The following is a 13,336-nucleotide window of genomic DNA, read 5'->3' on the forward strand; positions in this document are numbered from 1 at the left end:
TCAATATGATTCGCAAATCCTACAAAAAAAACCCACATGCCAATAATAGGCAAATGGGTCTGCTTTTTAATAATCTAATTCGTTATATAGAGGGAAGCGGGCAGTTAGATCAGATACACGCTTTTTCGCTTCTTCTAATTTCGCTTCATCTTCATGATGTTTTAGAGCAAGCGCAATAATGGAACCGACTTCTTTCATCGCCTCTTGATCGAAACCGCGGCTTGTCACTGCTGCTGTACCAACACGTACACCACTTGTGACAAAAGGTTTTTCTGGATCATAAGGAATCGCATTTTTGTTCACTGTAATACCGATTTCATCAAGAACATTTTCTGCAATTTTTCCTGTGATGCCAAGAGAACGCAAGTCGATGAGAACAAGATGGTTATCCGTTCCACCAGATACAAGCTGAATATCTTCAGATAACAGGGTTTCAGCTAGCTGCTTTGCATTATCAATGACGTTTTGTGCATATGTTTTGAAATCTCCGTTCAATACTTCACCGAAAGAAACAGCTTTTGCAGAGATGACATGCATCAGTGGTCCACCTTGAATACCAGGGAAGATCGATTTGTCGATCTTTTTACCAAACTCTTCACGGCATAGAATCATTCCGCCGCGAGGTCCACGCAATGTTTTGTGAGTTGTCGTTGTCACAAAATCTGCATAAGGAACTGGATTTGGATGAAGACCTACTGCAACAAGACCTGCAATGTGAGCCATGTCGACCATAAAGTAAGCACCGACTTCATCCGCAATCTCACGGAACTTTTTGAAATCAATTTGACGTGGGTATGCACTTGCACCCGCAACAATTAGCTTCGGCTTATGTTCACGTGCTTTTTCAAGTACATCTTGATAGTCGATATGCTGCGTTTCTTTATCGACACCATATTCTACAAAGTTGTACTGTACACCACTAAAGTTAACAGGGCTTCCGTGCGTTAAATGCCCGCCATGTGATAAGTTCATGCCTAGCACTGTATCGCCATGCTCAAGAATGGTAAAGTATACGGCCATATTCGCTTGAGCACCTGAGTGAGGCTGTACGTTCACATACTCAGCGCCAAAAATTTCTTTTGCGCGGTCACGTGCGATATCTTCTACAACGTCTACATGTTCACAGCCGCCATAGTAGCGTTTACCAGGGTAGCCCTCTGCATATTTGTTTGTTAATACAGAGCCCTGTGCTTCCATGACTGCTTCGCTTACAAAGTTTTCTGATGCAATTAATTCGATTTTGTCCTGCTGGCGTTTCCGCTCTAGTTGAATTGCCTTGAATACTTGTGCGTCTTGCTCAGGTAAATGTTTCATCAGCGAAATCCTCTCCAATCTATTTCCATTCGATGTTTTCACCATCTCATTGTACACGGTTTTTGAGTGAAATGTAAAAGTTTTTTTAGAAAATCGCCTTCTTTTTTTGCGAAAAACCGAATATTCAAGCGGTGAATCGTCTTCATTATTCAACATTATATTAGAAATATATCTAAGCTATGATCTTGTATAAACCGCTCGTTCTCCGCCAATCAGCTTCGGACGCGTTTTCGCAAACGTCACATGTGCATGTCCTAATTGATGACGACTGAGGCGAACAGGTACAGCGACTCTCTTTAGATGCATCCCAATTAATGTGTCACCGATATCGATTCCAGCATGCGCCTCGATGGATTCAACTAACACAGGATGTTCCATGTGCTGATACGCATGAGCCGCCATCGAACCACCCGCCTTTCGGACAGGTACTGCCGCTACAATCTCTAGGTTAAGCCGGAAAGCCACTTCTTCTTCCACAACAAGAGCACGATTCAGATGCTCACAGCACTGGAAAGCGAGCTCAATGCCAGTCTCTCGTCTTAGCTGATCCAATTCTTGATAGATAGACGCAGCTATTTGCTCACTTCCTGCTGTCCCAATATGCTCACCAGCCACTTCTGATGTACTGCAGCCGATCACTAAGATTTGCCCAGCACGCAGTTCGACCATTTGATGAAACTCTTTTAACATTTCAAGCCAATCTTGACCAATGTTCATGTTAAGCGCTCCTTATAGGTGCTTTTCTTCGTAATCAGCGATTTTACCAATCCGCACAGCATGTCGTCCTGCCGTAAATTCTGTTGTCAACCAAATGTGCGCAATCTCACGTGCTAATCCAGGTCCAATGACTCGCTCTCCCATCGCAAGGACGTTTGTATCATTATGTTCTCTAGTCGCTTTCGCACTAAATGTATCATGCGCCAGCGCACAGCGAATTCCTTTCACTTTGTTTGCTGAGATGCTCATACCGATGCCTGTCCCGCAAATTAAAATGCCGCGGTCGACTTCTCCGTTTGCCACCATATTAGCTACAGGAAAAGCATAATCTGGGTAGTCTACAGAACCTGATCCACATTCACAACCCATATCAATGTATTCAATCTTCAATTCATCCATCAGTTGTTTGATTTCTTCACGAATATTCGTTCCGCCGTGATCGGATGCAATGGCTACTTTCATCGGGCAATTCCTCCTAAGGGTGAGTTGATCTGTCATGCCTTACATTTATTCTTTATTTACAGTTATATTTTAACCTCTGCCTAGTCATTTGCAAACAAAAGCAGAAAAACCGTTGACGCAACGGTTTTACAGGTTGTCCATTATGAGGATGTCTGATCTTTTTTCAATTTCTCAGCCAGTTGATAGAGCAATGCTTCAAGTTCATCACGTGTTTCCTGATAAACAGACAGACTTCCTCCAAACGGATCGGATACATCGCCTTCTGTTCCTGTCGCAAATTCCTTTAGAGTGAAGATCTTGTCTTTTGCATGCGCATATTGCTCCACAATCAACTGTTTATGCTGCATGGTCATGGTGAAGACGTAATCTGCTTCTCGCAGAAGATCCTCTGTCAGTTTTGATGAAGAGTGATTCAGTGGAATGCTTTTCTCAAATAATGCTTCGACCGCTTGAGGAGAAGCCTTCCCAGCATCTGAGGCAAAAATGCCCGCTGATTTAACAGTGACCTCTAAACCTTTATCATATGCAATTGAAGCAAAAAGGGCTTGAGCCATCGGACTTCTGCATGTATTTCCCGTACAAACAAATAAGATTTTCATCTTTCGCCCTCCTTTTCTTCTATTATATAGCATTTCATTCTACATGTTATGTAAGGAGACTGACTAGAGCGGAAATAATAATTTGATACCAAAGGCTAGTAAAATGATTCCGCCAAGCGCCCCGCTATATGATCCAACCCATGATCGAACCTGTTTACCGAGTAATAATCCAAGCCATGTGAGGATCATACTAAAAAAACCAAACAATAAAATGGTCATCCACACGTGAGAACCGTAAATTCCGAGACTTAAACCAACGGAAAAACTGTCTAAGCTGACACTTGTTGCAAAAAGAACGAGACCAGCCCCAACAGGTGCGATAAATGGTTTATCCTCTTTGCGAATAGACGCAACGATCATTTGCAGCCCGAGCACCAAAAGCAGCGCCCCGCCGATATAGGTGGCAAGGAGACCGAGCCAGCCTGATAGGAGCTGACCTGTCAGCATACCAAAAAGCGGCATAAACATATGAAATATCCCAATGACAAGTCCAATATAAATGATCTGGCGGAACCTCAGCTGAACCATCCCCATGCCAAGTCCAACCGAAAAAGCATCCATTCCCAGTGCAAAAGCCATGATGCTGAGCGTCAGCAATTCGCCAGCTAGTTCGTACATGTAAATCCCCCTTGGACACGCATTCTCCTTTAACCTATGTTTGTCCAAGAAGGGTTAGAACTATTTGAATGAAGAGAGAGTACGCCCTCCTGCCGCTTTTTGCAGACGGTTCATAATCGCTGAACCCACTCCCTGCTCTGAAAAAGCTTCTGAAATAATGACATCTACATCTGTCTCATCAAATTGTCTCAGTACACGATATAAGTTTGCCGCAATCGTTTCAGGTTTCCCTCTCCATCCACAGCTGAAAACAACATCTGCCGCAAACAACGATTTCTTTTCTTCTGTTGTCAGCACGCCCACTTTTAGACCTTCTGCCTGGTATGTTTGAATGTGATGCTGCATCTCTTCATCACTTCCAGAAAAAAGATACATTTGAGCTTCAGGTGCATAGTGTGTGTATTTCATTCCTGGCGATACAGGCGCTTCGTCCTTTTTTGTCAGCCCCGGGTCGATACTGACCGCTCCAACTACCTCTTCTAAAGCTTCTTTTGTAATCCCGCCAGGCCTTAAGATCACTGGAATCTCGTCGACACAGGATACAACCGTTGACTCAACGCCAATTCCAGTTGAACCGCCATCGACAATCCCAGCGATTCTTCCATCGAGATCACTCGCTACATGGTCAGCTTGTGTCGGTGAAGGTTTGCCTGAACGGTTGGCACTTGGTGCGGCAATCGGCAGACCAGCTGCTCGGATGAGCTCAAGCGCAATCGGATGGTCAGGCATTCTCACACCGACCGTGGATAAACCTGCTGTGACCTGCTTTGATAAAGCACCCGGCTTACATGGAAGAACAATGGTTAAAGCGCCCGGCCAAAAGGCTTCCATCAGCGCCTTTGCTTTTTCACTTTCTATTTGCGCAAATTCGTGAAGCTGCTGAACCTCCGCAATGTGGACAATCAATGGATTATCACTTGGACGCCCTTTCGCTTCATATATTTTCATGACAGCTTCTGTCTCTTTCGCATTTGCCCCTAGTCCGTAAACAGTCTCAGTCGGAAAAGCGACCACTTCGTTTTGCTGCAATAACACAGCTGCCTGTTCAATTTGTGGATAGTATGTGGATAAACTCTTTTCTAAATCCACAGACCACCTTTTTGTATTTAACATCATACAAACTCCTTTTAAAAAAGATAAAACTGTTGATATATCTCAATTATCCTTTTGAAAGTATAAAAGATGATGATCAATAAAACAAGCGTTGTCCACAATTTGTGGATAACGCTTGTTTAACAGTGGATAAGTATGTGTATAAGTCCAGTATGTTGTGATTAACTTCCTTTTTTATGAAGAACCACAGCTTGTTCTTTCGCCAATATCTCTTTTGCATGTGCAGATACCCACATGCTTTCTGGAATGTCCTCTAATGGCGTGAAGCCCATCAATGCCAAAAAGTCATGTGAGGAGGAGTGGTTTGCGACGACATAAAAAGTATCCACACCTATTTTTCCTCCGAGCGTTTGAACACTTTGGAACAAAGACACGATGTGTCCCTGACCTAGTTTATCTGATATGACAAGGGACCGCAGCAAGCCCTCTTGTTCACTAAGCTGTTCAAGACCTAAACACCCCGCCAGCTGACCGTCCGCATCTTCCATGACAACAAATGTCGTACGCTCTGCAAGCGTGACGCCGCCTTTCGCTTGTCCCTTTTCAAGAAAAGCATTGATCGCTGGGGCATCTTCTTCTGTGGCTATTCTTAATTGATAATACATGCTTTCACCTCTTTTTGATCTCTTACTTCAACTCTATGAGGCAAAAACAGATTTATACCTTTTTTAGGAGAAAAGACTAGAGACCCATTCGAATAAAAAGAATTTCACTTCACCGGTCTCTTCTTTCTCTTCTTTCACCACTTCATTAACAGACTCATCTGTTTGCTGCGCTGTCACTTGGTTATCCTCATCCCCCTCTGGCGATGCGATGGCTTCTCCATTTGAAAAATCGATAAAGCAGAGCGGCGGGAATAACACACACCACCAATTGGCTCCATCCCCTTCTCCAAGTGTAATTAAAATGGCTTCATATTCCCCTGCAGGATAGACGAAATTCCCATATAGCTTTGTTGGAAATGAGGCTTTTTGAAAGCTGACTGAGACGGATTGATCAATGTGCTGTTCCTTCAATTTCGCTTTGGCAATACGATTGATTTCTGGCAGCTTGGTCCGAATTACACGTCTTGCTTCTTCAATGGACGTGAGGTCTTTAACCCACTCTGTCATATTGGCATTGACCTCGTCACGAATGCTTCTTTTCACATCCTGATCCGCTGAACGATCACTATTTGCTAAAATGCGTAAGCGGATCGCTTCGTCTGGTATTACAACAGGCTGATTTGCAGAAGCAGCCGCTGTCTCCTCCCTTCCAAGGTTTGCAAAAGCACCGCATAATAATAGAAACATATAAAGACAAATCATCATTTTACTTTTAAACATGATGTGTTCCCCCCACTTTTTCTCTTCGCTACAAACATTGTGTCCAGGAAACCCATCTCATAAACAGACAAAATGATTTTTTTAATAGATTATAAGTCAAATCAAAAAAAGCCGTCCCATTAAGAACGGCTTTGGAGTGAGGATTGGTAATCGGAAGGGTACAGTCTCCCATCCCAATCTCGGCTGATTTTTAACCCTGATTCTGTTTTGATGACAGTCATTGCTCCTTTTTTCTTGATTTCTTTTTTAACCTTTCCTTTTTGATCAATAAATTGAATCATCATTTCATAGTCAAATTCAATTCTGTCATCGCTTTCATCTGAAGGCGTAAACGTAATTTTCTTCAGCTTAATTTGACAATCTTGATCCTTTGCTGCTTCTAACACGCTCGGGAACATGCTGTCTTGTGTATATTCTTGATATTCATGCTCAGTTAAATAAAACTTCAGCTTCTCCTTCATGTCAGTTAGGTCATCTGTTCGATTCACTGTGTATTGTGCTTTTTTATAGCTTTCTCCAAATGCTGCTGCTTCTTTTTTAAAGCTCGGTTTACCACAAGCACTCACAATCAATAGTACACTGACGATGACCAACACCATCGCATACCTTCTGTTCACACCATTCGCTCCTTCAAAACAAATTTATGTAAAAAAATCATGATCAGAATGTTCATTCTTCTATATATACGTTTCTCTTTTACCATAAGTTTCATCTTTACATAATAAAATAGTCCGACTTTTTTCAGCCGGACTTTCCGTTTTGAATGTGTGCGCAAACAGCTCGGTCTTTCCCGTTTATGTCCTTGACGATGCGGACATCTGCCGCGGGAAATGACTGCAAGAGATGTGCTTTTACATCTTGCCCTTGCGTATGTCCAATTTCAAAGACAACGACCGCCTGCTCATGAAGTACACAGTGAAGATCACGAATGAGACGCTTGTAAAACCACAGACCATCACGTCCATCTGTCAGCGCATTCACTGGCTCATGCTTCGTAACCACCTCTGACAAACTGTCCATTTCTTCTGCTGCAATATAAGGTGGATTGGAAATAAACAGATCCACTTTGATGCCTTGATCCATGATAGGTTCGAGTAAGTCACCTTGTAAAAAATGGACGTCTGCACCAAGCGCTTGTTGATTCCGCTTTGCTACCGCAAGTGCTTCATGTGAAATATCCGTTGCTGTGACAGATAATGTTTCTTTTTCAAGAGCCAGCGTAATCGCAATTGCCCCGCTTCCTGTGCCAACGTCCACTGCTTTGAGCGGCTGATCGTGCGGGAAGACGTCACTCACCAGATTCAGCGCCGCCAAAACGACCTCTTCCGTTTCAGGACGAGGAATAAGAACATGTTTGTTCACCTCGAAGGGACGGCCGTAAAAGAATTCAATACCCGTTAGATGCTGAACAGGCACGCCTCTCTTATGCTGCGTGACAAACTCGCTGAACAACCGATCTTGCTCCTCTGGCAGCAGATCATGAAATCGTGCAAGAAGTTCACTTCTGCTTAGGCCCATTACATGCATCAAAAGGAGCTCTGCTGCGTTTTGGTCTCTACCGGCTTCCGTTAACAAAGAAGAAGCCCATTTAAGGGCTTCAAAGATGGTTCGCTGATTATTTTGCATTTTGAAGCTTTCTTGCTTGGTCTTCCATAATTAATGCATCTATGACCTCGTCAAGTTTTCCTTCTAAAATTTGATCAAGCTTTTGAATCGTCAATCCGATGCGGTGGTCCGTTACACGGTTTTGCGGGAAATTGTACGTACGGATACGCTCTGAACGATCCCCTGTTCCAACAGCAGATTTACGCGTTTGATCATATTCAGCCTGTGCTTCACGCTGGAATTTATCATAAATTCTCGCACGCAACACTTTCATGGCTTTTTCTTTATTTTTGATTTGCGACTTCTCATCCTGACAGGATACAACCACACCTGTTGGAAGGTGAGTTAATCGAACAGCAGACATGGTCGTATTGACACTTTGTCCGCCAGGTCCGCTTGATGTGAAAGTATCTACACGGATGTCTTTTTCATGGATATCAATTTCAACTTCTTCAGCCTCAGGCAAGACAGCAACTGTCGCTGTTGATGTATGAATCCGTCCGCCTGATTCTGTTTCCGGAACACGCTGCACGCGGTGTGCGCCGTTTTCAAACTTTAGTTTGGAGTATGCGCCTTTCCCGCTGATCATAAAGATAATCTCCTTATAACCGCCTGTGCCAGTGACACTCGCTTCCATCACTTCCGTTTTCCAGCCTTGCATTTCAGCATAACGGCTGTACATACGGTAAAGATTTCCAGCAAAAAGCGCGGCCTCTTCTCCTCCCGCTGCACCACGAACCTCCACAATAACGTTTTTGTTGTCATTTGGATCTTTCGGGATCAGCAAGATTTTCAGCTCGTCTTCTAAACGTTCCGTTTCCTCTGTGAGCTCTGAAATTTCTTCTTTGACCATGTCGCGCATCTCGGCATCCAGCTTCTCTTCCAGCATTGCTTTCGCTTCACTCAACTGGTCGTATGCCGCACGATATTGTCTATATACCTCAACAGTTTCTTGAATATCAGATTGTTCCTTCGAATATTCACGAAGCTTCTTAGGGTCGTTCACCACTTCAGGATCACTTAAATATTCATTTAGCTTTTCATAGCGTTCTTCAATTGATTTTAAACGGTCTAACATGGTCTTCACCTCTGTTTTGTGCGTAACAGTCTAATTATAGTATAGCGGGGTATGACAGTCAAAAAAATTTCCAAAACAATTGATTTTCTGCAATTTTTCGCTAGAAAACACGATCTTTGGCGATTGGTTACTTGTTTTGTCTAACGTGAAGGAACAGGTCCTCCTTGAAGAGAATGGTACTTATAATTGAAAAAAGGGAGGGCATTTGGTTTGAATACAAATGAGGTTGCAAAAGAAATTGGTGTTTCTTCAAAAACGATTCAGCGTTGGGTTAAACAGCTCAACATCCCTGTCGCCCGGAATGAACTTGGACATTATGAATTTCATGAAGATATTGTACAGCTGCTCAAAGAAGTCAAACACCAAATGAGTGAAGGTGTGATCCTCCAAGACATTCGACTGCCAATCCACGAGGAAACCGTTCAACAGTTATCACCTGCTGCAGAAACTGATGCCTCCACAAAGCGGATTGAAGCATTAGAAAAGCAAGTGAAACAGCTCATTCAGCAGCAATTGCATGTCACTACTGATGTAGAAAATCGACTCCAAGAACTCGAACGGAAACTGGCTAAAAAAGCAGATGAAGGTGTATCCTACCAGCTGCTTCAGCACCGCAGAGAAATTGAAGATCTCACCACTAAACTTGAGCGTCTTGCCGCGAGCTTGAAACAACCCTCTCAAATAGAAGAAAAAAAGGAAATCACACACCCTGACATCAAAAAAAAGCGTGTGCTCTTCCCTCTGTTTCATTCATTTCGCTAAGAAAGGCTGCCTCAAGAGGCAGCCTTCTACTATATTATACGGTAAGCGCAATAATGATCGGTAATGTAATGAGTGACATGATGGCACTGATCACAAATGCGGATGCAGTTTCTGCCTCTTGTTTCTCAAATCGTGTGGCGATCATCGCTGCAACAGCTGAACCTGGGAAGGCAACAAGCAATACAGCTTTTGTAATTTCATCCGCCGAAAGACCCATAAGAATGGCGATAAGATACATAAGAAGCGGTTGTACAGCTACTTTTAATAGTGCAATACTAAATGCTGGTAAGCTCAGTTTAATTTTTCGAATACCTACAGTGACACCGACTGCGAATAGTGCAACCCCTGATGTCACACTTCCGATTTCCTCTAACATTTCATGTCCGATTTCAGGAAGTTTAAATCCTAAAAGTACAAGAATGATACTTGCTAGCGGTGCAAGTGCAAGCGGCTCTGATAAACCGTGCAAAATCGCTTTTGTTGTCATTTTTAAGAAACTTTCGCCGTCTTTGGCTTTTCCTTTTGTTTTTTCACCGACAGTTGACACAATAATGGCAATTGGATCAAGCAATGCATTTACAACTATTCCGGTAATAGCAATCGGAATTGCAACTTCTTGAGCCCCAAATAAACTGCCCAAGACCGGAATCCCCATAAATGCAAAGGTCGGTTGTGCTGAGTTTAACGAGAAAACAGATGAATCTGTTAAATCATATTTAAAAGCAAATTTCGTAACTAAAAGGATAATGATATAAAAACCAACGATTCCGAAAATCAATGCAATGAAAAATGGAATTTGACTATAGAATTTATCTTTTGGTGTTGACAGAATGCTGGCGATAAAGTGCGCTGGCAAAGCATACTTTGTAACAAGTGTACTTACACCTTTTGCAGATTTAGCGTCATAGCTGCCGAAGTTCCCTGCGAACCAACCCAGCGCGATAACGAAAAAAATCGGTGCTAGGAGGATCAAAATATTTAAAAAGTCCATCTTACTATTCCTCCTTGAATCTTTTACATGTCTCTTATTTTATTTATTGCGGCATTGCTTAGATTACTCGAAACAATGCCGCGTTACACTTTTTATTATGCTCTTACAATTTTTTTATATTCAGGAATCCACATTGCATCTTTCACAGCTTGTTCGATGTTGTCAGGCGTTTTTCTTGCGACACCATCTTCAATAGCTGCTTTCGCTACTTCAACAGCCACATGGATTGACACTTCTTGCAATTTATCAATGCTTGGCAGTAGACCAGCACCTGGTTTCTCATGATCAACCATTTCAGCAATTGCATTCGCAGAAGCGACGAACATGGCTTTTGTGATGATTTTTGATTCTGTTACGATCGAACCAAGACCAAGTCCAGGGAAAACGAACGCATTGTTTGATTGTCCGATTTCATATTCGATTCCGTTATACTCAACGTTTTCGAACGGGCTTCCTGTCGCAATCAGTGCACGGCCGTCTGTCCATTTGAATAGATCCTCTGGCACTGCTTCAGCAAGTGGTGTTGGATTAGACATTGGCATGATCACTGGACGCTCTGTATGAGCTGCCATTTCTTTAATGATTTCTTCAGTGAATGCACCGCCTTGACCTGATGTACCGATAAGGATTGTTGGCTTCGCTTGGCGAACAGTTTCAGCAAATGAGATTTGTCCTTTTTCATCGCGTGCCCAGCCTTCTACTTCAGCAGAAGAACGAAGGTATGGTTTTTGGAAATCAAGCACTTCATCTTCAAATTGATCTGTTAGCAAACCTCTGTAGTCTAATGTCCAGAATGCATTGTTTGCTTCTTCTTCCGTTAGACCTTCAAGGACCATTGCGTCACGCACTTGATCTGCGATTCCGATACCAGCTGATCCAGCTCCGAAAATGACAACACGGTGATCTTTCAATTGAGTACCAGTTTTCTTGACAGCTGCAAGAACACCCGCTAAAGTAATGGCACCAGTACCTTGAATATCATCATTGAACGTTAAGATGTTATCATTGTATTTTTTCATGATGTTACGCGCATTTTTGTTTCCAAGGTCTTCCCAGTGAAGTAAGGCTTTCGGGAAGAATTTAAGCGCTGCTTTTACATAAGCATCAATGAATTCTTCGTATTTTTCACCTTGTACACGTTTGTGATGGTTTCCGATGTATAATGGATCATTCAATAATTTTTCATTGTTTGTGCCAACATCTAATACGACTGGAATCACGCGGCTTGGATCAATACCTGCTGCAGCCGTGTAAACAGCTAATTTACCGATTGCGATGTTGATACCACCAACACCCCAGTCACCAATTCCAAGAATGCTCTCAGAGTCAGTTGCAACGATAAGGTCAATATCTCCTGCTGTTGCATGTAAGTTTTCAAATGCTTTCTCAATGCCGTCAATGTTGTCGATTGAAAGATAGACACCATGAGGTCTTCTGTATTCATGGCTGTATTCTTGAATCGCTTCACCAACAGTTGGTGTGTACACAACAGGAAGCATTTCACGAAGCTTGTCTGTTAGAAGCTTATAGAACAATACTTCGTTACGGTTTTGCAAATCACTTAAGTATACGTTTTGACGAAGACGATCTGGCTGTGCCAGAAATTGCTTGTACGCTCTCTCCGCTTGTTGTTCTAGAGTGAGAACAGTTGGAGGAAGTAAGCCTTCTAGTCCAAGCTCTTGTCTTTCTTCTTCAGAGAAAGCAACGCCTTTGTTCAACGTTGGAATCGATAATACATCTTTACCTGTCAAAGTGGTTTCGAGGTACCCTTCTTTTGTTTTCTTCACGTTGTTCATCAAAAACTACCCTCTTTCTAAAATATAAATAAAGTGAACTATTAATTTAAAGAACGATTAAGGAGGAAAATCCTTAATCAAAAAAATTATGACAAGAAATCGAACTTTTCGTTAAAATGCTTTACACTACAGTTAGTCATTTTATGCCTGCTTATGCTAAAACGCAAGCGTTGAAAATTAGATAATTTTTTCGTAGCGTTATTTAATTTATTTAAGTACAAATGATGGGTGTTCAGCCAAAATCTCGAAAAACGAAACACAGCGGCATTTGCTATTTTTTTAATTGTCAAGTGTTGTACCAACGTCAAGTCTTGGTACTTCATGGTGATGTCTGCATCGTGCTTCGTATGATTCCTGCGCACCTACTAAAATAATAGGATCATCATAGGATGCGGGTTTACCGTCGATCAAGCGTTGTGTTCTACTCGCTGGGGAGCCGCATACCGAACAAACTGCTTGAAGTTTTGTTACAAGCTCTGCACATGCCATTAAATGCGGAACAACACCAAATGGCTCTCCTCTGAAATCTTGATCAAGGCCTGCAACAATGACTCGGTAACCTTTATCAGCCAATTGAGTGACAATGTCAATGATTGTCTCATCAAAAAATTGCACCTCATCAATGCCAATGACATCGGTTCTTTCTGATATGTGCGTTATTATGTCTTTTGGTGAGGCTACTGCAATCCCATCGACTGATGAACCGTTATGTGAGACAACTGAGCTTGTACTATATCGGTTATCAATCGCTGGTTTGAATATTTTTACTTCTTGTTTGGCAAAGGTGGCTCTTTTGGCTCTCCGAATCAATTCTTCCGACTTTCCAGAAAACATACTTCCGCAGATGACTTCAAGCCAACCGCTTTGTTTCATCACATACATAAGGTCTTCTCCCCCGTTTTAAAGTTCCATCAATCCACGTAAAAAAACAGGCAAGAACGGATTCCTGCCTGTTT

15 protein-coding genes are annotated in these 13,336 nt (G+C 42.4%); 1 reads left to right on the forward strand and 14 read right to left on the reverse strand.

Annotated elements, in window-relative coordinates:
- Positions 1-66: 66 nt before the first annotated feature.
- The 11 genes from glyA to prfA form a co-directional block, all read right to left on the reverse strand.
- Positions 67-1,314: a serine hydroxymethyltransferase gene (gene glyA, locus MKZ03_RS16995; protein WP_012011552.1), complete on the reverse strand. Its 1,248-nt coding sequence runs from the start codon at positions 1,312-1,314 to the stop codon at positions 67-69.
- Between the two features lie 177 nt (positions 1,315-1,491).
- Positions 1,492-2,031, reverse strand: a complete 540-nt coding sequence (locus tag MKZ03_RS17000) for a TIGR01440 family protein (RefSeq protein WP_058013477.1) — start codon at positions 2,029-2,031, stop codon at positions 1,492-1,494.
- A 12-nt stretch (positions 2,032-2,043) separates the two neighbouring features.
- Entirely contained in the window at positions 2,044-2,493 is a 450-nt protein-coding gene (gene rpiB, locus MKZ03_RS17005) for a ribose 5-phosphate isomerase B (protein WP_003214714.1), read from the reverse strand.
- Between the two features lie 140 nt (positions 2,494-2,633).
- Positions 2,634-3,092 carry a low molecular weight protein arginine phosphatase gene (locus MKZ03_RS17010; protein ID WP_106038975.1) on the reverse strand — a complete coding sequence of 153 codons (459 nt, stop codon included), beginning with the start codon at positions 3,090-3,092 and terminating at the stop codon, positions 2,634-2,636.
- Positions 3,093-3,155: 63 nt separating this feature from the next.
- Entirely contained in the window at positions 3,156-3,710 is a 555-nt protein-coding gene (locus tag MKZ03_RS17015; protein WP_034660292.1) for a manganese efflux pump MntP, read from the reverse strand.
- Positions 3,711-3,770: 60 nt separating this feature from the next.
- A complete protein-coding gene (locus MKZ03_RS17020) occupies positions 3,771-4,823 on the reverse strand; it encodes an L-threonylcarbamoyladenylate synthase (protein ID WP_095285680.1) in 1,053 nt (350 codons plus the stop codon).
- A gap of 161 nt (positions 4,824-4,984) precedes the next feature.
- A complete protein-coding gene (locus tag MKZ03_RS17025) occupies positions 4,985-5,428 on the reverse strand; it encodes a GNAT family N-acetyltransferase (RefSeq protein ID WP_034660294.1) in 444 nt (147 codons plus the stop codon).
- A 63-nt stretch (positions 5,429-5,491) separates the two neighbouring features.
- Positions 5,492-6,148, reverse strand: coding sequence for a stage II sporulation protein R (gene spoIIR / locus MKZ03_RS17030; RefSeq protein WP_034660295.1), 657 nt, complete (start codon positions 6,146-6,148; stop codon positions 5,492-5,494).
- A 119-nt stretch (positions 6,149-6,267) separates the two neighbouring features.
- Positions 6,268-6,747: a hypothetical protein gene (locus MKZ03_RS17035; protein WP_034660296.1), complete on the reverse strand. Its 480-nt coding sequence runs from the start codon at positions 6,745-6,747 to the stop codon at positions 6,268-6,270.
- Positions 6,748-6,889: 142 nt separating this feature from the next.
- The gene (prmC, locus tag MKZ03_RS17040) at positions 6,890-7,774 is read right to left on the reverse strand and encodes a peptide chain release factor N(5)-glutamine methyltransferase (RefSeq protein WP_066031617.1); all 885 of its coding nucleotides are present in this window, start codon (positions 7,772-7,774) and stop codon (positions 6,890-6,892) included.
- Positions 7,764-8,831, reverse strand: a complete 1,068-nt coding sequence (gene prfA, locus MKZ03_RS17045; protein ID WP_034660298.1) for a peptide chain release factor 1 — start codon at positions 8,829-8,831, stop codon at positions 7,764-7,766. The genes prmC and prfA overlap by 11 nt, the downstream gene beginning before the upstream one ends.
- A 210-nt stretch (positions 8,832-9,041) precedes the next feature.
- On the opposite strand from prfA, the gene racA reads away from it, so the two are divergent.
- Entirely contained in the window at positions 9,042-9,593 is a 552-nt protein-coding gene (gene racA, locus MKZ03_RS17050; RefSeq protein WP_066031616.1) for a chromosome-anchoring protein RacA, read from the forward strand.
- A 34-nt stretch (positions 9,594-9,627) separates the two neighbouring features.
- On the opposite strand, the gene MKZ03_RS17055 is transcribed toward racA, so the two are convergent.
- From MKZ03_RS17055 to MKZ03_RS17065, 3 genes are all read right to left on the reverse strand, one after another.
- Entirely contained in the window at positions 9,628-10,584 is a 957-nt protein-coding gene (locus MKZ03_RS17055; RefSeq protein ID WP_034666496.1) for an AEC family transporter, read from the reverse strand.
- A 95-nt stretch (positions 10,585-10,679) separates the two neighbouring features.
- The gene (malS, locus tag MKZ03_RS17060) at positions 10,680-12,380 is read right to left on the reverse strand and encodes an oxaloacetate-decarboxylating malate dehydrogenase (protein ID WP_066031615.1); all 1,701 of its coding nucleotides are present in this window, start codon (positions 12,378-12,380) and stop codon (positions 10,680-10,682) included.
- A 279-nt stretch (positions 12,381-12,659) separates the two neighbouring features.
- A complete protein-coding gene (locus MKZ03_RS17065; RefSeq protein ID WP_003214626.1) occupies positions 12,660-13,262 on the reverse strand; it encodes a thymidine kinase in 603 nt (200 codons plus the stop codon).
- Positions 13,263-13,336 lie beyond the last annotated feature (74 nt).

It is taken from the genome of Bacillus sp. FSL R5-0431, assembly GCF_038002985.1.
Classification (GTDB): Bacteria; Bacillota; Bacilli; order Bacillales; family Bacillaceae; genus Bacillus.

Bases quoted from the DNA above. Each gene is read 5' to 3' on its own strand.
- MKZ03_RS17035 (WP_034660296.1), bottom strand. From the start codon at position 6,747: ATGGTGTTGGTCATCGTCAGTGTACTATTGATTGTGAGTGCTTGTGGT.
- MKZ03_RS17000 (WP_058013477.1), bottom strand. From the start codon at position 2,031: ATGAACATTGGTCAAGATTGGCTTGAAATGTTAAAAGAGTTTCATCAA.
- MKZ03_RS17065 (WP_003214626.1), bottom strand. From the start codon at position 13,262: ATGTATGTGATGAAACAAAGCGGTTGGCTTGAAGTCATCTGCGGAAGT.
- malS (WP_066031615.1), bottom strand. From the start codon at position 12,380: ATGAACAACGTGAAGAAAACAAAAGAAGGGTACCTCGAAACCACTTTG.
- prfA (WP_034660298.1), bottom strand. From the start codon at position 8,831: ATGTTAGACCGTTTAAAATCAATTGAAGAACGCTATGAAAAGCTAAAT.
- glyA (WP_012011552.1), bottom strand. From the start codon at position 1,314: ATGAAACATTTACCTGAGCAAGACGCACAAGTATTCAAGGCAATTCAA.
- spoIIR (WP_034660295.1), bottom strand. From the start codon at position 6,148: ATGTTTAAAAGTAAAATGATGATTTGTCTTTATATGTTTCTATTATTA.
- prmC (WP_066031617.1), bottom strand. From the start codon at position 7,774: ATGCAAAATAATCAGCGAACCATCTTTGAAGCCCTTAAATGGGCTTCT.
- MKZ03_RS17055 (WP_034666496.1), bottom strand. From the start codon at position 10,584: ATGGACTTTTTAAATATTTTGATCCTCCTAGCACCGATTTTTTTCGTT.
- MKZ03_RS17015 (WP_034660292.1), bottom strand. From the start codon at position 3,710: ATGTACGAACTAGCTGGCGAATTGCTGACGCTCAGCATCATGGCTTTT.
- MKZ03_RS17020 (WP_095285680.1), bottom strand. From the start codon at position 4,823: ATGTTAAATACAAAAAGGTGGTCTGTGGATTTAGAAAAGAGTTTATCC.
- rpiB (WP_003214714.1), bottom strand. From the start codon at position 2,493: ATGAAAGTAGCCATTGCATCCGATCACGGCGGAACGAATATTCGTGAA.
- MKZ03_RS17010 (WP_106038975.1), bottom strand. From the start codon at position 3,092: ATGAAAATCTTATTTGTTTGTACGGGAAATACATGCAGAAGTCCGATG.
- MKZ03_RS17025 (WP_034660294.1), bottom strand. From the start codon at position 5,428: ATGTATTATCAATTAAGAATAGCCACAGAAGAAGATGCCCCAGCGATC.